Annotated in this window: 11 protein-coding genes; 5 read left to right on the top strand and 6 right to left on the bottom strand. The window is 63.4% G+C overall.

What is annotated here, in order from left to right; genetic code table 11:
- Positions 1–57: 57 nt before the first annotated feature.
- The gene (locus ABGT79_RS07350; protein WP_294485685.1) at positions 58–1,764 is read right to left on the bottom strand and encodes a 30S ribosomal protein S1; all 1,707 of its coding nucleotides are present in this window, start codon (positions 1,762–1,764) and stop codon (positions 58–60) included.
- Between the two features lie 216 nt (positions 1,765–1,980).
- Here ABGT79_RS07350 and ABGT79_RS07345 point away from each other — a divergent pair, with 216 nt between their 5' ends.
- Positions 1,981–2,943 (top strand): RluA family pseudouridine synthase, encoded by a 963-nt coding sequence (locus ABGT79_RS07345; RefSeq protein ID WP_346665653.1) that lies wholly within the window; start codon positions 1,981–1,983, stop codon positions 2,941–2,943.
- Positions 2,944–3,204: 261 nt separating this feature from the next.
- On the opposite strand, the gene pbpC is transcribed toward ABGT79_RS07345, so the two are convergent.
- The 5 genes from pbpC to ABGT79_RS07320 form a co-directional block, all read right to left on the bottom strand.
- Positions 3,205–5,532 carry a penicillin-binding protein 1C gene (gene pbpC, locus ABGT79_RS07340; RefSeq protein ID WP_346665652.1) on the bottom strand — a complete coding sequence of 776 codons (2,328 nt, stop codon included), beginning with the start codon at positions 5,530–5,532 and terminating at the stop codon, positions 3,205–3,207.
- A 55-nt stretch (positions 5,533–5,587) separates the two neighbouring features.
- A complete protein-coding gene (locus ABGT79_RS07335) occupies positions 5,588–11,164 on the bottom strand; it encodes an MG2 domain-containing protein (protein ID WP_346665651.1) in 5,577 nt (1,858 codons plus the stop codon).
- A gap of 423 nt (positions 11,165–11,587) precedes the next feature.
- A complete protein-coding gene (locus ABGT79_RS07330; RefSeq protein ID WP_294485677.1) occupies positions 11,588–11,899 on the bottom strand; it encodes a YbaB/EbfC family nucleoid-associated protein in 312 nt (103 codons plus the stop codon).
- A 48-nt stretch (positions 11,900–11,947) separates the two neighbouring features.
- The gene (gene dnaX, locus ABGT79_RS07325; RefSeq protein WP_346665650.1) at positions 11,948–13,876 is read right to left on the bottom strand and encodes a DNA polymerase III subunit gamma/tau; all 1,929 of its coding nucleotides are present in this window, start codon (positions 13,874–13,876) and stop codon (positions 11,948–11,950) included.
- Between the two features lie 211 nt (positions 13,877–14,087).
- A complete protein-coding gene (locus ABGT79_RS07320) occupies positions 14,088–15,065 on the bottom strand; it encodes a LysR family transcriptional regulator (protein ID WP_346665649.1) in 978 nt (325 codons plus the stop codon).
- Positions 15,066–15,276: 211 nt separating this feature from the next.
- Here ABGT79_RS07320 and ABGT79_RS07315 point away from each other — a divergent pair, with 211 nt between their 5' ends.
- The 4 genes from ABGT79_RS07315 to ABGT79_RS07300 all read left to right on the top strand — a co-directional run bounded on the left by ABGT79_RS07315 (position 15,277) and on the right by ABGT79_RS07300 (position 21,344).
- A complete protein-coding gene (locus ABGT79_RS07315) occupies positions 15,277–16,944 on the top strand; it encodes an FAD-binding protein (protein ID WP_346665648.1) in 1,668 nt (555 codons plus the stop codon).
- A 129-nt stretch (positions 16,945–17,073) separates the two neighbouring features.
- Complete coding sequence (locus tag ABGT79_RS07310; protein WP_346665647.1) at positions 17,074–18,765, top strand: FAD-dependent oxidoreductase; 1,692 nt, start codon at positions 17,074–17,076, stop codon at positions 18,763–18,765.
- Between the two features lie 589 nt (positions 18,766–19,354).
- Positions 19,355–19,627, top strand: a complete 273-nt coding sequence (locus ABGT79_RS07305) for a ferredoxin family protein (protein WP_294485667.1) — start codon at positions 19,355–19,357, stop codon at positions 19,625–19,627.
- Entirely contained in the window at positions 19,620–21,344 is a 1,725-nt protein-coding gene (locus ABGT79_RS07300; RefSeq protein WP_346665646.1) for an FAD-binding protein, read from the top strand. The genes ABGT79_RS07305 and ABGT79_RS07300 overlap by 8 nt, the downstream gene beginning before the upstream one ends.
- Positions 21,345–21,358 lie beyond the last annotated feature (14 nt).

Here is a 21,358-nt window from a genome sequence, read left to right as displayed (position 1 = left end):
AAAACGGGGCGGAAAGCTGTGCTTTCCGCCCCGCGTACATTCATACAGAATCAGCGACTAGTCGTTGAACTTCTGCTTGAGCAGGTCGCCGAGGGTCTGGCTGATGCTGTTGTCGCCGGAATGATAATCCTTGGGCTTGCGGCGTTCTTCGTCGTCCTTGATCTGCTTGATGGACAGGCCGAGGCGGCGTTCATCGGCAGACACATGGATGATCTTGGCCTGGACCACGTCGCCTTCCTTGTAGAGTTCGGAAGGAGACTTCACCTTCTTGCCGAGTTCGGTCACGTGGATGAGGCCTTCGATGCCTTCTTCCACTTCAACGAACAGGCCGAAGTCGGTCACGTTGGTCACAGTGCCGGTGATGATGTTGCCCACGGGATAGCGGGCGGGCACGGTGCTCCAGGGATCTTCGGTGAGCTGCTTCATGCCGAGGGTGAACTTTTCGTTCTCCTGATCCACGGTGAGAACCTTGGCCTGCACCACGTCGCCGACCTTGTACAGTTCGCCGGGATGACGGATCTTCTTGGTCCAGGAGATGTCGGACACGTGAATGAGGCCGTCGATGCCGTCTTCGATGCCGATGAACATGCCGAATTCGGTGATGTTCTTGATGACGCCTTCAATGACGGTGCCTTCGGGGAAGCGTTCGCCCACGAGTTCCCAGGGATTGGGCTTGACCTGCTTCATGCCGAGGGAGATGCGCTTCTTTTCGCTGTCCACGCCGAGGATGACCACTTCAACTTCGTCGCCCTGATGCACCATCTGGGAAGGATGACGCAGCTTGCGGGTCCAGGACATTTCGGAAATGTGCACGAGGCCTTCGACGCCGGGTTCGAGTTCCACGAACACGCCGTAGTCAACGAGGTTGGTCACCTTGCCGACGTGGTGAGAGCCTTCGGGGAAGCGGGCGGTGATGTCCTGCCAGGGATCGGGCACGAGCTGCTTCAGGCCGAGAGAAACCTTCTGGTTTTCCTTGTCGAAGGAAAGAACCTTGAGTTCCAGTTCCTGACCGAGGGAGACCATTTCGCGGGGATGGCGAATGCGCTTCCAGGACATGTCGGTGATGTGCAGCAGACCGTCGAGACCGCCGAGGTCCACGAACACGCCGTATTCGGTGATGTTCTTGGCCTTGCCCTTGACGATCTGGCCTTCGGCCAGGGTCTGGAGCAGAGCGGCGCGCTTGGTGTCGCGTTCTTCTTCGAGCAGCACGCGGCGGGACACGATGACGTTGCTGCGGCGGCGGTTGATCTTGAGAACGCGGAATTCAAACTGCTGGCCGACCAGAGCGTCCATGTCCGGAACAGGACGGAGGTCCACATGAGAACCGGGCAGGAAGGCCTCCACGCCGCCGAGATCGACGGTGTAGCCGCCCTTGATGCGGCGGGTGATGGTGCCGGTGATGGTGCCGTTCTTTTCCAGCACGTCTTCGAGCTGGTCGAACAGCTGCATACGCTTGGCCTTGTCGAACGAAAGGGTGATGGTGCCATCCATTTCGTTCTTGCGGACAACGTACACATCGACGCGGTCGCCCACCTTGACCGTTATATTGCCCTGAGCGTCCCGAAATTCCTCAGCGGGGATCTGGCCTTCGGACTTGAAGTTCACGTCCACCAGCACAGTATCGTCGTCCACGCGCACGACTTCGCCCTTGACGATGGAACCTTCTTCAAGGTCGCCCATGTCGGGGTTGAGATAGTCTTCGAGTGCGCTCGCAAAGCTCATTTCGGAATCGATTTGGTTTTCCATGTTTTCGGCAGTTGCCATACGGATCCTCCAACCTAACAAACAGATTTCTGCCCTCGTCGGGCAGGTTTCTCTACATAGCAGGAATACCCTGGATACACAAGTCGTTTCTTTCGTCCTTTCCGGAAAAACGGGCTTTTTCTTGCTCGTCAGCAATCTGGACGCAAAAAGAAAAAAATTTTATGCTGAATCAAAGTAAAACACGCGACGCGCGTTGCAAAAGGACCGTTCAAAAGCATGGGTAACGCAAAGGAAACAAAGGCTCTTTCCGTCAGCAGGGCGGAATCGGGGCAGAAACTCCTTAATTTTCTTCAACGCCGCGTCAGCGCGCCCGCGGGCGATCTGCACCGCTGGATACGCACCGGACAGGTGCGCGTCAACGGCGCGCGGTCGAAGGCCTTCGACCGTCTGAACGAAGGCGATCTCGTGCGCGTGCCGCCCTTTGCCGAACGCCTGCCTGCGGGAGAAGAACCCCGCACGGAGGCGAGAGCCGGGGACGCGCAATCAAAACTTGCCGTCGTGTTCGAAAATGAGGATATTCTTGTCATCGCCAAGCCTGCGGGACTTCCCGTGCAGGGCGGCACGGGGCACAGGGAGAGCGTGGCCTCCATTCTTGCGGAAGAACGGGCGCGCGCAAGTTTCGTGCCTGCTCCCGTCCACCGGCTCGACAAGGACACCTCCGGGCTTCTTGTGGCGGGCAAGACCTACGCCGCCGTGCGTCTGCTCACGGACGCGCTCGCGGGGCGCGGCGAAGAGCGGCCGCGCAAGGAATATCTGGCATGGGTGGAAGGAAGATGGGAAAAGCGCGGTCCTGAAGAGCTGCGGGACTTTCTCACCCGCGACAGGCGCGAGCAGCGCGTGAAGGCCTCCGCTCATGCGGAAAGCGACGAGGCGAGGGAAGCCCGCTGCGTGGTCACGCCCCTTGAGGAACGCACGATTCGCGGCCGCGCGCACACGCTTCTGCTCATCCGTCTCATCACCGGCCGCACGCATCAGATACGCGTGCAGCTTGCCTCGCGCGGTCATCCCATTGTGGGCGATCCGTGGTACGGCAACGCCGAATCCGCGCCGCGCGAAGGCCTGAAACTGCACGCCTTCCGTCTTTCGCTGCCGCTTCCCGGCGGCGGGACGAAGCATTTCGAGCTCGCGCCCCCGTGGAAGGGGCCGTGGCGCTGCCACCCGGAAGAGAAAAAGGCCTAGGCGCGGCAAAGGCCCGCCCGGCGTGTTCAGGCATCCGACGCCCGGCCAGAGCCGAGCGATTGTTCGCCTGATCCCCGCCCCGCCATTTCCAGAAAATCCAAAAATCGGCGCAGCTGAACCGGGCAGCGCAGGCCCGGCGCTTGCCCGCGGCAGAGAGCACGCCGAACGGCAGGACGTGCCCGACGAACGCCCTTTCCCGCCGCGCAGGCAAGCGCGTCCAGGCTTTCCGAAAAACGCGGACTCGCCGCCCGCTCCGGTCGCTCACGGCAGCGTGCGCACCGTCACCTTCTGCGACGAGGCGCGGCCCCTATCGTCCACCACCCGCAGTTCATGCACGCCGTCCTCCGGCTGCCAGAGCAGCGTTTCGCCCGGCGCGGCGCGGCCGATGAAGCGTTCCTTCACAAACCAGAACACGGCCCTGGCGTCGGCGTCCGCGCTCGCCGTCAGCGCAATGGCGGTTGTTTCCGGCGAGGACAGACGGCGCTGATAGATCACGCCTTCCTTGGGAGAAATCACCCGCGGCGGCGTTCCCGCAACAGGCGTCTGTCCGCAGCCCGGCCCGAAGGGCGGCGGCGAAGGCTTGACCACGCCGGCGCGCAGAAACTGCGCCCGCAGATCGGAAGGCCAGAATTCCCACACCACTTCCTCCGTGCGTCCCGGCACGGGTTCGCAGGCGCGAAGCCCGGTTTCCCTGTCGATGAGAATGGTGCGGAACACGCCCGAAGAGCGCGTGGGCGAACGACCGGGAATGTACCAGGTTTCCGTTACTTCCCGGCACAGGGAGGTGTCGATGTCGCCCGTGGCCGTACACACCTTTTCGCGCGTGATGTTGAGCCCTTCGTGCATGCGCGGCACAAGATCGGCGAAGTCAGGCTCGGCAAAGGCCAGCGCCTGGGCGATGTCGGCAAAAAGGGGAGCCGCAACCTCGCCGCCCACCAGCAGCGGATTGGCGCGGTTGTCGAAATTGCCCGCCCACACCACGAGCACGTAGGGGCCGACCACGCCCGCCGTCCACGCGTCGCGAAAGCCGTTGGACGTGCCCGTTTTGAAGCGCAGCGGCACCGGGCCGGAGGAAGTGCGCACGAAATGCGCCCCGTCTTCCAGCATGCGCAGCGTGACGACCGCCGCTTCCGGCGACAGGAGCGCCACGGCAGGATGCGCCTTCTCTCCCTCAAAAAGCCGGCTCTGACGCCACACGCCCCGATTCGCCAGCATGGCGTAGAGGCCGCCGAGCTCGCGCATGGTCACTTCCGCGCCGCCGAGTACCAGACTGAGGCCGTAGTGCTCCTCGCTGAAGGCGAACTCCACGCCCGCCCGCTGCAAAAAGGAAAACAACCCGGGCCGCAGCTTTGAGGCCAGCAGAATGGCCGGAATGTTGCGGCTTGAACGCAGCGCCTCCTCGGCGGGGAGCGGCCCGCGGAACACGCGGTCGAAGTTCTCCGGATCGTAGCCGCTGAAGCTGCGGGGCGAATCCTCAAGAAGCGTGCGGGGATGAATGAGGCCCTGATCGAGGGCCAGAGCGTAGATGAAGGGCTTGAGCGTGGAGCCCGGGGAGCGTCTGGCTCTCGTGCCGTCCACCTGCCCGGAAATGGGGCTGCTGAAAAAGTCCGCCGAACCGACCAGCGCGCGGATCTCCATGCTCGGCCAGTGGATGAGCAGCGCGGAGGCGTTGTTCAGCCCGTACCTTCTGCCGCGAGCGGCAAAGCCCTGCACGGCCCGTTCCAGAATCTTCTGAACACGCCTGTCCACAAAGGAGCGCACGGGCCGCCCTTCCCGGGAAAGGGGCAGAAGCTCGCTCGATGCGTGCGGCGCGTCAAAAGGCAGCGAAGACGGAGCGTACACGCGAAGCGGCGGGAGCTTCCCCTCGCCGGAACCGCGCAGGCCGAGCGCTCCGCCCTTCTCCGCGGCGTCCCGCCCCGGCAGCACAAGACGCACCATGCGGGCGCGGGCGGACTCGAAATCCGGGCCGTTCAGCGGGCTGCGCCGTACGGGATTCTGAGGCACGACAGCAAGCGCCGCGCTCTCGGAAAACGACAGGCGCGAAGGCGGAACATGAAAGTACACCCGCGCGGCCGCGCCGATGCCTTCCACGTTGCCTCCGTAGGGCGCAAGATTGAAGTAGGCTTCGAGAATCTCGCTTTTTTCGTAGTGGTATTCGTACTGAAGCGCGCGGGCCATCTGTTCAAGCTTGCCCGCCACCGTGGTGGTGTAAAGCCCGAGCCGCAGCCTTGCCACCTGCATGGTGATGGTGGAGCCTCCCATGCGCCGCGAGCCGCCCAGCATGGAGAGCCCCGCCCGCAGCATGGAAAAAGGATTCACGCCGGGATGCCGGTAGAAATGCCTGTCCTCGTACCGGAGCGCGGCGTTCACGGCTTCGGGCGCAATTTCGTCCAGACACACGCGCAGCCGGAACTTCTCGTCGCGCGTCAGGCCCATGCGGAGCGGCTCTCCCTCCCTGTCCAGCACCAGCGGCGAAAAATCCACGCCGTCCAGAAGCGGCGGCTTCGGAGCGGCCGCAAGCCAGAGCCAGAAAAGAATCAGCGGCAGCGCCATCAGGCCGAAAACGACTTTCCACACCACGGCGCGCATGCCACCTCCCGCCGCAGGGCTTCTCCCTCCCCAAGGGAAGGAAAAGTCCCGCCTGCTATTCCACATTCACCTCTCCGCCCGAGGAGAAAGCCCGAACGTCGCGGCGGTACATGTCTTCCGCCTGCACGGGCGGCAGGGTGAAGGTGCCCCGGCTGACCGCGCGGATGCGGTAGGTGAACACGGAAGGCTCGGACTCAAGCGGCGCAAAGAGAATCATCCGATCCTCCCTGCGATCGACGATCAGCCCTTCCGACGAAGCGTCCGACGCGCTCACGGGAGAGGAAAGATCCATTTCAAAGCCTCCGGGAAGAAGATCCACGATGACCGCGTCCTTGAGGGGACCGCCGTAGGAGCGCGCCGTCACGTTCACCGTGAGAAGGTCGCCCAGCCGAATCTTCATTGCGGGAAGCCCTTCGGCGTCAAGATAGGTTCTCGTCACCTCCATGCCTTCGGAAAGCGCGCCTTCCGGCGCTTTCCGATCGAAGCCCGCATCGGAAACCTCCCAGTACAGCGTCTGTCCGCCTGCGGGCACGTCGAGCGCATAGGAGGCGCAGCCGGGAGCCGACAGCGTGAGCATGTTTTCCAGAGTCTGCGGCTGCCGGTCGCCCGGAGCGAAGCCGGGCTGCACCTCCGCGCAGCGCAGCGACACGCCCGCAGGCACGGGCGCGGCCTTTTCCATGTCGAACAGCGCCCGCACGGCCAGCGCCGCGGAAAGCGTCACGTACCGACCGCCGTTCGTCGCGTCGAAAAGTTCCTCCACAATCTCTTCCCGCGCCTTGTCCAGACGGTCGGGGAAATGCCTCGCCAGCACGGACGCGCGCAGACTGAGCGCGGCCAGCGCGTCCAGCCGCGTTGCGCAAAATTCCGCTCCCGGCTTCCGATAGAGGTCAAGAAGCGGCAGCGCCGCATTTTTCATGCGCATGACGGCGCAGGACGCGGCAATCAGCGAGGACGTCACATCCTGCTGCCAGCCGGGAAAATCTTCCAGGCGGAGCAAAAGCTGTTCCAGCGCCTGCGTGGTGATGCGTCCCTCGCGGGTGAGCACCCACAGCGCGTAGGCCAGCTCGCGGCTCTCCTCCAGAGAGGCGGGAACCTTGTCCGCCGCACGCTCCAGCGCGTTGAACACGCCTGTGTGCATGCCGCCGGGCACGGAAAGGCCGCATTCCTGAAGCGTCAGCAGAAAGTCTGCGGCATAGGCCGTCACCAGAAGATCCGGTTCCTCTCCGGGCCACAGGGACACGCCGCGCCAGCTGAGCGCGGATTCCACGGCGCGCAGCGCGTCGTCCACCCTCTCCCGTGCGACCCGGCGCGCCTCATCCGCATTGCCGTTTTCCGCAAACAGCGCGGAACGCTTCAGAAAAAGCGCGTACGGCATGGCCCGGCTGATGCGCTGCTCCACGCAGGGGTAGGGATAGGCGTCGAGATAGCGCACAAGGCCCCGCAGCGCAGGCAGAGGCAGCGCGGAAACCGAGGCCGAACCTTCGGCCCCGTAGGGATAGAGCGTGCGCCCCGTGCTCAGCGTTGTGGACGACGCGGCGACGCCAACCTTCGCGCTTGCGCGCAGCGCCGACGCCGGACGCACGGACAGCGAGCCTGCGCGCATCACGTTCACGCCGTCGGCCGACACCGTGAACGAGATTTCCGCGCCTCCCGGACGATCCGCAACCTCCACACGGAACGGCAGCACCGTTTCCTCGCCCGCCGCCACCGTGACTTCGGAAGGCGGCGCGTCGAGCAGGCGCAGCGCGTCGTCGGTCTTCACCGAAAGCGTCGCGTGAAGCGGACCGTCGCCGTTGTTGGCCACGGCCACGGCCGCCTCGAATCTGTCGCCGGGCGAGACCTGCGCAGGAAGCTGCGGCGTCACGACCACCGGCCCGCGCACCAGCGCCTCGGCCGAGGCGCTGCCCGCCGCATCCGGCGAGGCAGCTACGGCCATCACCCGCACCGTGCCGCTGTAGTAGCCCGGCACAGGAATGTCGAAACGGTTCGTTCCGGCCGCAAGCTCCACGAGGCCGGACCACCAGCTCACGGGAGGCTCGTTCCGCCGCTTGAAGGGATTGTGGAAGCGGCTTCCGGCCATGCCCATGTCGCCGCCGAATGCCGGAACGCGGAAGGTTCCGTGATCGGGCATGAGCAGATCAAACATCTGACGCGTTTCCACTTCCAGCGCCCTGTCGTTCAGCAGATAGCGCAGCGGATCGGGCGTGGGGAAGGCGGTCAGCCTGAGCACGCCTTCGTCCACGGCAAAAAGCAGCGCCCGCCCGGCCCGGCCGGATTCCACCGTCACCGGAATGGCGCTTCCGGGCCGCACCGGCTCGCGGGGCGTTTCCACGCGAAGGCGCATGTCGCGCCGCTCCACATTCACGGAAACGGGAGACACGGCAAACACGTAGGGATTCATGAAGGCGTCCGGCGAAGAGAGCGAGCGCACCAGCGACACGCTCACGTAGCCGCGGCCCTCGAAGTCGCGCGGAATCTCTATTTCCTGCACGCTGTCTCCGGCAGGCGCACGGAACCAGCGCCACGCCGCCACGCTGTCGCGCTCCAGCGTGATGAGGCCCGCGCCTTCGTAGGGCGAGGAAATAAACGCCCGGATGCGTCCGCCGGAAGCGCTCGAAGTGTTCTCCAGATGCATGCGCAAAGAGCCGGAAGGAAGCGCGGAGAGCCCGGCAAGGCGCAGATCGGCGTTGCCGGCCACGGTGAAGGGCACGGAAGCCATGACAAGCCCCCGGCTGTTGCGCACTTCCAGCAGAAATTCGCCGCACGTTCCGGTAGGAACGCTCCAGCGGACCCGCCCGTTGCGGCCGAAGGCCGCGCGCGATTCGGCAATCACGCTGTCCACGGGCGTATCCTCGTAGCGGTAGCGGCCGTCCCTGTCCGTGACGAGCGACGTCACGTAGCGCCTCGCCGACACCCGGAACGACAGTTCTCCGGGATCGGCGGGAGCAAGATCGGGCCCGAGCGCCACGAATTCCAGCGCGGCCTCGCTGCCTTCGGGAATGAAATCCAGATTGCCGGCCGCACCCGTCGGACGGAAGCCGAGCACGCAGCCGAGCGGCGACACAAGAAATTCCTTCTCTTCCGTCACCGCGCGCCCGCCGCCGGGCTCGAAGCCTTCCACCAGAAGCCGACAGCGCAGCGTGCCGCCGCGCAGCTTGTCCAGAGGCAGCGGCAGCACGGCGCAACCTTCGGCGTCGGTGCGCGTCTCGCCCAGTTCCAGCGTGAGCGGCGAGCCCTTGTAGGGCATGGCGTCGTGGAAGGAAAAATCCTCATATCCGGGGAAGGACAGCGCCGTGGGCCACACCGAGAGCTGCGCGCGCACCCGCCGGTCCGCCGCAGGCATGCCGAAAAGATTGCGGAGCGTCACCGCGGCGCTCGCGCTCGACGCCTCCAGCCAGCCCCGGCCGGGCGCAGGCTGAAGAGCAAGCGAAAGCGCCATGGAATCGGGCTGAAATTCCTCCAGCCGCACCGCCGCCGAACCGAGCACCACGTCCATGCCGCGGGCGTCCGGCGTGCGCACGTCGAGACGATAGCGGCCCGACGCCGCGCTTTCCGGCGCCTGCCAGCTCACCTCGGCCATGCCGTCGGCCCCCACCTTGAACAGCCGCCGGAACATGGTGCGTTCCGAAGGATCCACAAGCTCGGCAAAAAGCGGCATGTCGGCGGGAAGCGCCTTCCAGTCGCCCCGTCTCACCAGCACGCCGAAACGCAGCGTCTCGCCGGGACGGAACATGCCTCGCTGACTGAACACGTAGGCGTTCACGCCGTCGGCCTCGCTGGTCTGCCCCTGCGTGGAAAAGCGGGACAAATCCACCACGCGGCTCTCGTCGGCCAGGGGCAGCCAGGCCATGTCCTCGCCGCCCGCGCCCTTTTTCCAGGCCGTGATCGCAATGGGGCGGCGCTCCCGCTCCAGACCGGACACGGAAGGCAGCACGGCGCGGCCCTCGGCGTCGGTGACGGCCTCGGCCACGGGCAGACCGTTGACGCCCACGATGCGCACCACGGCCCCGGACACCGGAGTGCCGCCGGAAAGCGAACACACGAACACGTCGCGCCCGCCTGCGGCTCCTTTTTTGACGATGAGCCCCATGTCGGTCAAAAGCAGAAAACGCGAGGCCGAGGCCACTTCCCTATCGTCGTCCATGCCCGTGAGTTCGACGTAGGCAAGGCCGCGCCCGTTTCTGAACATGGGAGCTGCGTCGATCGAGGAAAACTGCGGCACGCCGGGGTCGGTGCGCTGCAGGGAAATTTCGCCTGAGGCCGAATCGGAAAGCACGTCAAAGGGAATGCCCGCGGCCGTGAACGGCGCAGGCTGCGCGGCCGCCAGGCCCAGATAGGAATCGAGCACGCGCGAAGCGCGCCAGCGGATGGCGGTAAGGCCGCTGGAATGAACGTCCAGCCTGCGGGTTCCGCCGAGCGCGAGCACGTTGCCGGGCTGAAGGAACTCAAGTTCCGGCCGGAACGGCGCGGCATGGAACACCTCATGCCACGGCGAAGAGAGCGCGTATTCGCGGGAAGGGCCGAAGCCCTGCGGCAGATAAAAAAGCAGATAGCTCTCCGGCTCCGCCTTCACGCGGAAACTTATTTTTCCGGAAGGCACGTCGGCCTGCTGCAAGGGCTCCAGAGCCACGGGCACGGCGCGGGCGAGCGTTTCCTCGTCGATGACGGGAGCCGCCGTCCACACCGTGGCGGACACGGCATTCTCGTTCATCGCGCGGGGCAGACGCAGCGCCTTCATGGAGCGCAGGAGCTCGTCGGGACGCACCAGCAGGCTTGTTTCCAGATTCAGCCGGTACTCTCCGACAAGCCGTTCGTCGCGCGAAGATTCCAGCGACGCCTTCTTCACGCAAAAAATCGTGGTCGAACCGGGCACGGTCACCTGCGTCCGGGCCGTTTCCCGGCCCTTGGGAATCACCCAGCGCGCGCCCTTCGCGCGCACCTCCCCCGCCACGCCGGGAAGAGAAAACGTCGTCACGGCGGGCAGGCTTCCCAGCGCAAGCACGCGGGCCCGGACAAGGCAGTTGCCGTCCTCACCCCAGACGAATTCCGGCCTGCCTATTTTCAGCGCAGGGTCGGAAACCTCAAGACGCATGTCCCGTTCCACCAGCGCGCGATCCGGCGGCGTGGTGAAGCGCATGTCGAAGCTCACGGCCCGCTCGCCGCCAGGATCGGGATCAATCCACACGTCGGCGTTCAGGTTGAGCAGCGCCAGAGGCGGCGTGGCAAAGCTCACGCGGGAGGAGGAGAGCTTCACGCGCGAAGGCAGCTGCACGCTCCCGAGGGAAACTTCAAAGTTCCGCCCCGCAGGCCACGGCTTTTTCGGTCGGAAGGAAAGCGTGCGGCCGTCGTCCCAGCGCCATTCGCCGGGAACATCGGGCGAAAGACGCGCGCCGCGCACTCTTTCGCCCTCTCTGCCGGGAACGACGAAGCAGCGGCCCGCCCACTCTTCTCCGTAGGCTTTTTTGCACAACGCCTCGTCGGAATCGAACAGCAGCGTGAGCGGCGCATTTCCCTCCGGCGGGGGCGAAACCACCACGCGGACAAAGGCTGGCGACGATTCCGACGCACCGAACGCGGCAGTGGCGACGAAACACAAAAGAAGCAGCGGCAGCAGGGTGACCCGATACGACATGGGCATCCTCCAGGGGCAGTTTTCATTATCATAGAAAACTTCTTTCCTGCCGACAAGAAAGGAAAAATGCCCGGGACGCCGATATGGCGGGCAAAGCACGAAAAACGTTCCGCGCCGCGGAAAAGCACGTTGAAAAATATCCGAGCATCCGGGAACGGGCGGCACGCGGTGCGCCCGGCAGAGGAGAAACGCTCATGCGGCAAACGCTCTGCCTGTGACTCTCCGGATATGGTGAAGGCGCACGCGGCGAAATGTTTGCTGCGGATGAGGCACGCAGGACGCGCCGAATTCCGCAAAAAACGCCGACCTGCGCTTGTCGCTTCGGGCGTGGCGTTTAAATGCAGGCGGACGCGGGCAATGCCCGCGTCCGCCGAAAATTGCGCGATGCCGCGCCGACGGCCGAGGCCGCGGCGCGAAAAGCGACTAGAACATGCCCGGCAGATGGATGCCGCCGGAAATGTTGGCCATTTCGCGGTCGAGATTGGCGCGGCCGATGCGCACGGCCTCGTTCACCGCGGTGATGATGAGATCCTGCAGCATGTCCGTGTCGCCGCTTTCCAGCACCGACTTGTCGATGGTGATGGACTTCATTTCCTGACGGCCGTTCATGACCACCTTCACCATGCCGCCGCCGGCGGAAGCTTCCACTTCCTTCTCGGCCATTTCCTGCTGAAGCTTCGCAATCTTGTTCTGCATCACCTGCGCCTGACGCAGCAGGTCGTTCATGTTCTTCATGCCATGTCTCCTTGAAAGGCGGGGGCGCGCAGCCCTTCTGCCGCCGTGTTATCGGTTGATGGGGGTACAGCGTACCAGTCGGGCGTCGTAGGCGTCCTGAAACTTCTTGATGACGGGATGCGACTGAACTTCTTCCTTGAGCTCCGCCTCGGTGCGCACGATCCTCTGCGGAGGACGAAAGGCGATCTGCAAAGGACGTCCCGCCCACGAAGCCGCCAGCGACTCCAGCACGCGGAGCTTTTCCGGCCGCTGAAGCTGCTGCCCGATGACCTGCGAGAGCGCCTGAAGCACGAGCCAGTCGCCCCGCACCTCGCCCGTGACCTGACGGAGCATGGGCAGAGGAATGTCGTGGTTGTCCCGACAGGCGTCGAGAAAGGTGTCCCAGGTCAGGGAAGGATCCACCGGAACGTCCTTCCATGCCGCGGAAGGACGGCGGGAGACCGGAGCCCGAGTTTCAGCAGGTTTCGGCGCTTCCGTCAAGTGCGGGGCGGGCTCCGGCGCGGGCTGGGGAGCGGGCTCTGCCGCAGGGGCCGGAGCGGATTCCCTGGCCGTGGCCGCCACGGGAGAAGATGCCGCCGCAGACGCGGAAACGGGCGAAGGAACGGACGCGGAAGCCGGAGAGCTCCGGACGAAGGACGGCGACGGGGCGCTTTGCACCGGCGCGGGAGACTCCGAAGGCACAGATGAAGGCGCGGGCGAGGCGACAGGCGCGGCGGCCGGACGCGGCGCAGCGCTCTGCGCGGAAGATGCAGACGAGGCGGAGGCAGCCGGAGAAGAACCAGTGGCTCCTCCGGAGAGCGGCGCGGAGCCCTGCGGCGTCACAATGCCGGACGCGGGCGCAACGATCGGCTCCAGCTCTTCGAGCGGCAGCAGGCGGGGAAGCATGGCGAGATTCAGCAGAAGAAGCTCAAGGCCTGCCGAAGGCTCAAGGCTGGTCAGAATGCGGCGCTGCGAATCGAGCGTCATCTGCCACGCGGCGTGGATGTAGGTCAGCGAAAAACGCGACGCCATGGAGAGCAGCCGTTCCTGCTCGCTCTCAGGCATGTCGAGTTCCTTTGCGGCGTCCCGGCCAGCCTGTTTGATGAGAAAAAGATTGCGCCACAGGCCGCACAGTTCCCGCAGGAAAAAGCCCATGTCCGCGCCTTGGGCCAGAAGTTCGCGCACGAGCACGGCGATGGCTGCGGCGTCCTGACCGGCCAGCGCGTCGAGCAGGCGGTCCATGACTTCCTGACCGGCCAGCCCCAGCACTTCGCGGGCCTGCTTTGCCGTGAGCGGTTCGTCCGGCGCGCAGCCGAGCGCCAGCACCTGCCCGAGCAGCGACATGGAATCGCGCACGCTGCCCGCCGCGCGGCGGGCGATGAGATGCGCGGCCTCCTTTTCAAAGGGACGCCCCTCGCGCTGAAGAATGTCGCAGATATGCGCTTCGAGCGTGGCTTCGGGAATCTGACGGAACACGAAATGCTGACAGCGGCTCACGATGGTCACCGGGAACTTGTGCTGCTCCGTGGTGGCCATGATGAAGGTCACGCGCGCGGGCGGCTCCTCCAGCGTCTTGAGCAGGGCGTTGAAGGCTTCCTTGGTGAGCATGTGCGCTTCGTCGATGATGAAGACCTTGTAGCGGCCTTCCAGCGGCGCGTAGCCCACGGCGTCGCGCAGGCGGCGGATGTCGTCTATGCCGCGGTTGGACGCGCCGTCTATTTCCACCACATCCACGAAGTTGCCCTGCGTGATGCGGCGGCAGGCCTCGCACTCATTGCAGGGTTCGCCCGTGGGCGCGTGTTCGCAGTTCAGCGCCTTGGCGAATATGCGGGCTATGGTGGTCTTGCCCACCCCTCGCGTGCCGCTGAGAAGGTAGGCCGGGGCCACGCGGTCTTCACGGGCGGCGCGGGAAAGAATGGACTTCACCATGTCCTGCCCCACCACCTCGGCAAAGGTCTGCGGCCGGTACAAAGCCGCGAGGGATGCGTTTGCTGCCATAATGTATCCGCTCCGGGCCGCGTTCGTGCAGAAAGAACGCGGCAGATCATGAGGCCCGAAACGGGGCCCGTCAGGTACAGAAAAATTCACGAAAACCTTACGGCCTGCCCGTCCTCCGGTCAAGCGCGGAGAAAAAACGCGCAGGCACGGCTGCTTCCGGAAAACGATGCTCCGGCTGGCCTTTCTTCATCGGGAGCGCCTCGCCGCGTCTTCACGCGTTCTTGTACGCGGCTTCCGCGGTCACCTGCTTTTCCGCGCCGCCGAGATCGTCCTTGAGCTCGGTGCGTATCTTTTCGATGAGCGCGGCGGCCTGCGGACTCAGATGCTTGTGATGACGCAGCAGAATGCCGTTGTGAACCTGCGGCAGAATGCCTTCCAGCGGGTACGAACGCAGCCCCTCGCCGAGATTGCCGTACTTGCTGGCCATGAGACACAGCTCGTCCATGACGGCCACGCCCATGCCCTGCTTCACGTAGCGCAGCATGAGATGATAGTTGTTCACGCTAAGCACGGTCTGCAACGGCTGGGAGAGCGACGCAAGCGACGTGTCGAAGTACGGATCGCCGCCCTCTTCCATGTTCTCGGCCAGGAAGGAAATGAACGGCAGGCGGATGAGATCCTCTTCCGTGGGACGCTCGGGCAGATGGAATTCATTGTCCTCCCGGGCGATGAGCAGAGGCTGCGACGTGAAAAGCTCCTCAAGAACGCAGTTTGGAGGCTCTCTGGTCACGCCCGTCAGGCCGAAATCCACGCGGGAACTGACCACGTCGTCCACGGTTTCGTACGGCAGCGCACGACGAATTTTAATACGAACTTCAGGGTGTTCCCGACGAAATGCGGCAATGATGCGCACCGCTCGTGCAGAAAAGGGCAAATTACTGGAAATGGTGATCGTTCCGCGCAGGATTCCCGACGGCGAGCTGATGTCCGACTTCATGCTGCGCAAAAGCTCGAAGGTGGAGATGGTCCACGAGAGCAATCTTTCACCTTCCGGAGTAATACGCAGCCTTTTCATGTATCTATCGAACAACACTGTATCTAATTGCTGTTCGAGCTGTCTGATCTGCCAGCTGATGGTGGAGGGATTCCGATTCATGAGCTGGGCCGCCTTGCGTATGCTTCCCGTTTTGGCGGTAAAGTAAAACCCGCGTAAATGTTGGAAAAAATCGCCTCCCAATTCTTCAATCATGGCACCTTCCCCCGGACTTTGAGCGAGTCGTCGTGTTAATGTGTGATTTTATCAAACAATAAAAATTTTTTTTCGATTTGACAATAGAAGTCTTTTTTGTGAAATCATTGACACGACGGGAATGATTCCGGCGCGGCCCCCATTCCGTTGTCCCCGCCCGAAGCCGCGCTCTCTTTCCCATCCGATGTATTTTCAGAATCAGGGAGGAGTCATGAAAAGTTCAACTCATCCGCTTGGCACGCTGATCGAAACGGACGTGCTTGTCATCGGCTCTGGCGCGTCCGGCTGCGGCGCGGCCCTCGGAGCCCGCGAGCAGGGTCTGGATGTCGTGCTGCTGGATAAAGGCAAGCTGGAAAGTTCTGGCTGTATTGGTGGCGGCAACGACCACTACATGGCCGTCCTGAACGAAAAAGGCGCGCCTTTCGACACCGCAGACGATCTCGTGAAGTTCTACTCCAAGCCTCTGACCGGCTATTCCCCCGCCATGATCGTCAACGGCTGGTACAATCACATGTACCACATGCTGAAGCGCCTCGAAGACCGCGGCGTGCAGTTCAGCAAGAACCCCGACGGAACCTACAAGCGCACCCAGGGCTTCGGTCAGCCCGGCACGTGGTGGGTTCACATTGCCAACGGCATGACCATCAAGCGCGTCATGGCACGCATCGTTCGCGACTCCGGCGTCCATGTCCTTGACCGCATCATGGCCATGAAGATCCTTACCGACGGAGGCAAGGCCTGCGGCGCCATCGGCTGGAACGTGTCCACCGGCGAGTACGTCATCATCCGCGCCAAGACCGTGGTGTCCGCTCAGGGCCGCTCTTCCACCCGCGGCTACAACAACTCCACGCACAACCCCTACAACGTGTGGATGTACCCCTACAACACGGGTGCGGGCGTGGTGCTCGGCTATGACGCCGGCGCCGCCGTCACCGAACTCGACACCTATCAGCGCGCCACCATGGAGCCCAAGGGCTACGGCTGCCCCGGCATGAACGGCATCAACAGCTCGGGCGCTCACGAAATCAGCGCCATCGGCGAACGTTTCATGGGCAAGTACGACCCCATGTGGGAAAACGGCGTGCGCAACAACCAGATTCAGGGCACCTACCAGGAACAGCTCGAGGGCAATGGCCCGCCTTTCTACATGGACATGCGTCATGTCGACCCCGAAGTCGTGCATGAACTGCAGTACATCCTCATGCCCGGCGACAAGGCCACCTTCGGCGACTGGGCCGACTGCACCGGCACCGACTTCCAGCACAAGCTGCTGGAAGTGGAAATCGGCGAACTCATCTTCGGCGGCACCATCGCGGTGAACGACAACTTTGAGACCACCGTTCCCGGCCTGTTCTGCGGCAGCATCTTCCTGTACTGCTCCGGCGCCATGTGCGGCGGCTTCGAGGCCGGCCGTCAGGCCGCCATGAAGGCTGCCGGCATGTCCGAAGCGGGCAAGATCGACGAAGATCTCGCCGCCAAGGTGAAGTCCAGCATCTTTGCCCCGCTCGGCAACGATCAGGAACTCACCTATCAGGAACTGGAAGAGGCCGCCCGCAACGTCATGATGTACTACATGGGCTTCCGTCGCTCCATGGCCGGCATGGAACGCGCTCTGGAAAAGATCACCTTCCTTGAAGAACAGATTCCTCAGCTCCACGCCGACACCCTGCGCGACCTCATGCGCTGCCATGAATCGTGCGAAGTTCTCAAGGTGTGCGAACTGGCCATCAAGGCCACCATGGAACGCAAGGAAACGGGCCGCTGCGTGTACAAGATTACCGATTACCCCAATCTCAATCCCGACATGGCGAAGCCCCTGCTTCTCCTCAAGGGCAAGAACGGCACCGAGTACCATTGGGGCAAGGCCCCTCTTCTGTAGAGCCCTTTCCGTCTGAAACTGTCCGCCGGGGCGGCAACGCCCCGCGACGGTTTCCCGGCGTCGGCGCAGCGTTCCGACGCCCCCCTCCCGGTTCTCCGGGAGCGGATCAGTCACTCAAGGAGTATTATCATGCCGCCTAGATATAGTCGTGAAATCACCCTGCCCATAGTCATGGGCGACAGCCTCAAGGAGCAGTTCCGCACCTCGCCGTGCGAGCATTTCTGCCCCGCAGGCAATTCCATCCAGAAGATGCAGGCGCTTGTGGAAAAGGGCGAATTCGGTGAAGCCCTGCGCTACCTGCGCGCCAAAAACCCCTTTCCCGGCGTCACCGGCCGCGTCTGCCCCCACTTCTGCCAGTCCAACTGCAACCGCGCCGGATACGACGCCTGCGTGAACACCCGCGCCCTTGAACGCGCCGTGTTCGACTACGCCCCCTACGGCTCCGCGCTGTTCAAGCGCCGTCCCGCCACGGGCAAGAGCGTCGGCATCATCGGCGGCGGCCCCGCCGGCCTCACCGCCGCGTACTTCCTCGCCCTTCTCGGCCATGACGTCACCGTGTACGAGGCCAACCCCGTGCTCGGCGGCATGACCCGCTACGGCGTGCCGGACTTCCGTCTGCCCCGCGACGTCGTTGACCGCGAAATCGGCTGGATCCTCGAAGTCGGCGTGCGCGCCCGCGTCAACACCATGGTCGGCCGCGACATCTCCTTCGCCGACGTGCGCGCCGCGCACGACGCCGTCATCGTCACCACCGGCACCCCCAAGGAAAACAGCCTGCCCATCCCCGGTTCCGAAACCGCGGTGAAGGCCGTGGAATTCCTCCGCGCCGCGTCTCTCGGCCTGCGCCCCGAAGTGGGCAAGCGCGTGGTCGTCATGGGCGGCGGCGGCGTCGGCTTCGACGCGGCCTTCGTGGCCCGTCGCCTCGGCGCTGAAGAAGTGCATGTCGTCTGCCTCGAAAAGGCCGGCGAAATGCGCGCTCCCGCGGAAGACCTCGAACAGGCCGCCGAAGAAGGCATCCAGATCCACAATTCCTGCACCATGTCCGCCATCCGCACCAAGGACGGCAAGACCGCCGGCGTGGACTACTTTGAAGTGAAGGAATGCCGCTTCGACGAAAAGGGCCATCTGACCCTGGTGCCCGTGGAAGGCGGCGAACACACCCTCGACTGCGACACCGTGATCTTCGCCGTGGGCATGAAGACCGACCTCGACTTCATGGCCGAAGCCGGCGTCAACCTCACCCCCCGCAACTGGATCGTGGTGGACGGCAAGCAGGCCAGCTCCGTGGAAGGCATCTTCGCCGCCGGCGACGTGGCCTCCGGCCCCGCCTCCATTGCTGCCGCCATCGGCAACGGCCGTCGCGCCGCCTTCGGCGTGCATGCCTATCTGACCGGTGAAAATTCCCGCGTGTACGCCATCGGCGACGACAACACCATCGTTGCCCGCGACGATCTCGCCGGAACCAAGGAACCCTACGTGGTGCCCATGGAAGAGATTTACGGCATTCTCCAGTACGAGAAGACCGAACCTCAGAAACAGGCCTGCACCAACCACATGGACTTCACCGAGAACAACGCCGGCTACACCGCCGAACAGGCCCAGCTCGAAGCCGCCCGCTGCATGCACTGCGGACACTGCAAGGGCTGCGGCACCTGCGTGGACGACTGCCCCGGCTACGTGCTCGAACTCAAGCACCTCGAGAACGGCCTCGACCGCCCCGAAGTGGCTCACGGCGACGAATGCTGGCACTGCGCCAACTGCCGCACGAGCTGCCCCACCGGCGCCATAGGCTTCCGCTTCCCGCTGCGCATGCAGGTGTAAGAGCCTCGGCGAACTGAACAAGCAAACGGCGCCCTGTCCGACTCCCCCGGACAGGGCGCTTTTTGTCAGATTCTTGTTACAAAGAGAACAATCCGGCCGTATCTTTTGAAAATCCTTCGTTTTTTCATAACTTTTTTCGCTCGCTTGCGCGTTTTTTCTCCGCTCTGAACGCCCTGGTCAGGCCAAGGAAACGCCGGCGCGGCCGCAGGGCACTCTTGCTGATGCTATATTATATCCTATCTATTTTATTGGATAAAACTCCTAGCTCGCAAACATGCTTTGAGATTATCGACATCATTTTTCTCCCGTCGTACAATGCCGTGCGAAGATGTGTGATTTTATCAAACGAAAATAAAAAATTATCGATTTGACTTCCGATGGTTAAAATGTGATTTTTCTATCAACTTAAGTGCATCTTCTGCGCATCCGGGGCGGCGCAATGCCTTTTCCATGGGGACGGAAGACCCCGGAGACGCAAGGCCAAAGGTTTTTCATCTGGAATATGACGGAATTTCCGGATGTTCTCTTTTTCACCGTGAACTTTCCAGGCGCGCCGCCGGGGGGCGGACGTCTGGCGAGGACGATGGCAATGATACAGCATATCGACGACGCTAAGTGTGTCGGCTGCGGCGTATGCGTGCAAAAGTGCCCTCTGGACACCATTCGTCTCAACGAACAGGGAAAGGCGTTCATCGCGTATCCCGACGACTGCATGACCTGTTTCGTGTGTGAAAGACTTTGCCCCGCCGGAGCCATTTTTGTTCATCCGTTCAAGGAGAAGCTGCCCCCGGTCTTTCCGGGTCCCCGGTACGAAGCCGTGGAAGGCAACGACCTCAGAGACAAGGAGGTCTATCATGCCTAGCAGAACTACTCATGTCGTGGAAAGCGACCTGCTCATCATCGGCGGAGGCTCCGCTGGCCTGTGGGCCGCCAAGCGCTTCACCGAACTCATGCCCGAAAAGAAGGTCGTCATCGTGGACAAGGGCCCCAAGGAATGGGGCGGACTCATGTCCATGGCCGGCGGCGACTTCGACGCCGTCATGCCCGGCGACGACCTCGATGCCTGGCTCGAAGACTTCATCTACTACTTCGACGGCCTCTGCGATCAGGAGCAGATAGAAGAAATTCTCCGCCGCTCCCATGAACGCCTCGAAGACTATCAGCGTTACGGCTGTGAATTCTTCCGCAAGGAAGACGGCACGCTCAAGAGCATTCCGCAGCGCGGCCTGCCTCACGTCAAGCTGTATCCCGCCAAGCTTGTGGGCCGCGGCGGCGAAGACATGGTGCGCAGCCTCGTGCGCCAGCTCCGCAAGACCAATCTGACCAGCCTCGGCCGCATCGTGGTGACCGATCTTCTGAAGAAGAACGGCCGCGTGGTCGGCGCCGTGGGCTTCGACTCCATAAGCGGCGACTTCTACCGCTTCCGCGCGCAGGCCGTCATTGCGGCCACGGGCGTGGGCGGCTGGAAAACCTCCTACGGCAAGAACACCCCCACCGGCGAAGGCGTGGAAATGGTGTGGAACGCCGGCGCAAGGCTCAAGGACTTCGAGTTCAGCCGCGTGTGGAACATGCCCCGCTACTTCGGCTGGGAAGGACAGACCAAGCTCATTCCCCTGGGCGCGCGCTTCGTGAACGCCAAGGGTGAGCCCTTCATGGAAAAGTATTCCCCCGTGCTCGGCGTGAATACCGACCCGCATTTCATCACCATAGCCATGGCCATGGAGATTCGCGCCGGACGCGGCCCCATCTATTTCGACATCAGCCGCATCAATCCCGACGATCTGATCCTGCTCAAGCCCCAGAACGGCTGGCAGCTCATGAACTATGAGAAGCTCTGCAGGCTCGGCATGGATCTGTTCCGCGACAACACCGAATGGCTGCCGCAGATGACCATTTCCTACGGCGGCATGGAAGCCGGCATCAAGGGCACCACCAACCTTGAAGGTCTGTTCGCCGCCGGCACGGCCAGAAGCACCGAACCCGGCGTGTACGCCGGCGGATTCGCGCTCATGAGCACGTCCGTCACCGGTCATCTCGCCGGCGAAGGCGCGGCAGAATTCCTCGCATCCGCCGCCCCCGTGGAAGACGACGCCGTGGATGAAGACATCGACGCCCTCGCCGAAGCCGTCTATGCGCCTCTCGGACGCGAAGGTCTCGCGCCCCATGACGTGCTGAGAAAGATTCAGACCGCCATGTTCCCCTACGACGTTTCCATCCTGAAGACCGAAGCCTCCCTGCAGCGCGCGCTCGACGAAATTACGCGCATCCGCGAAGAGGACGTGCCGAACATGGCCGCCGCCGATCCTCACTACCTGCTCAAGCTGCGCGAAGTGCGCGGCATGGCCCTTGTGAGCGAACTGTATCTGCGCGCCTCGCTGGAACGCCGCGAATCCCGCGCCGGACATTTCCGCGAAGACTATCCCCAGCGCGCCGAAGACGGCCTCGCCTGGATTCTCATTCAGCGCGATGACGACGGAAAGATGGCCTTCAGCAGAAAGCGCGTTCCCCTCGAACGCTATCGCCATCCCATCACGCGGTACTATCAGGACAATTTCCGCTTCGTTTCGGAAGAACACTAATACTCCGTTTCCAC

Source organism: uncultured Mailhella sp. (assembly GCF_963931295.1).
GTDB lineage: Bacteria > Desulfobacterota > Desulfovibrionia > Desulfovibrionales > Desulfovibrionaceae > Mailhella.
The sequence above is the reverse complement of the archived record's forward strand: the minus strand, read 5'-3'. Positions and strand labels throughout refer to the sequence as shown.

What these genes read in the sequence shown, in the direction of transcription:
- ABGT79_RS07350 (WP_294485685.1), bottom strand. Translation starts at nt 1,764, where the DNA reads ATGGCAACTGCCGAAAACATGGAAAACCAAATCGATTCCGAAATGAGC.
- ABGT79_RS07345 (WP_346665653.1), top strand. Translation starts at nt 1,981, where the DNA reads ATGGGTAACGCAAAGGAAACAAAGGCTCTTTCCGTCAGCAGGGCGGAA.
- pbpC (WP_346665652.1), bottom strand. Translation starts at nt 5,532, where the DNA reads ATGCGCGCCGTGGTGTGGAAAGTCGTTTTCGGCCTGATGGCGCTGCCG.
- ABGT79_RS07335 (WP_346665651.1), bottom strand. Translation starts at nt 11,164, where the DNA reads ATGTCGTATCGGGTCACCCTGCTGCCGCTGCTTCTTTTGTGTTTCGTC.
- ABGT79_RS07330 (WP_294485677.1), bottom strand. Translation starts at nt 11,899, where the DNA reads ATGAAGAACATGAACGACCTGCTGCGTCAGGCGCAGGTGATGCAGAAC.
- dnaX (WP_346665650.1), bottom strand. Translation starts at nt 13,876, where the DNA reads ATGGCAGCAAACGCATCCCTCGCGGCTTTGTACCGGCCGCAGACCTTT.
- ABGT79_RS07320 (WP_346665649.1), bottom strand. Translation starts at nt 15,065, where the DNA reads ATGATTGAAGAATTGGGAGGCGATTTTTTCCAACATTTACGCGGGTTT.
- ABGT79_RS07315 (WP_346665648.1), top strand. Translation starts at nt 15,277, where the DNA reads ATGAAAAGTTCAACTCATCCGCTTGGCACGCTGATCGAAACGGACGTG.
- ABGT79_RS07310 (WP_346665647.1), top strand. Translation starts at nt 17,074, where the DNA reads ATGCCGCCTAGATATAGTCGTGAAATCACCCTGCCCATAGTCATGGGC.
- ABGT79_RS07305 (WP_294485667.1), top strand. Translation starts at nt 19,355, where the DNA reads ATGATACAGCATATCGACGACGCTAAGTGTGTCGGCTGCGGCGTATGC.
- ABGT79_RS07300 (WP_346665646.1), top strand. Translation starts at nt 19,620, where the DNA reads ATGCCTAGCAGAACTACTCATGTCGTGGAAAGCGACCTGCTCATCATC.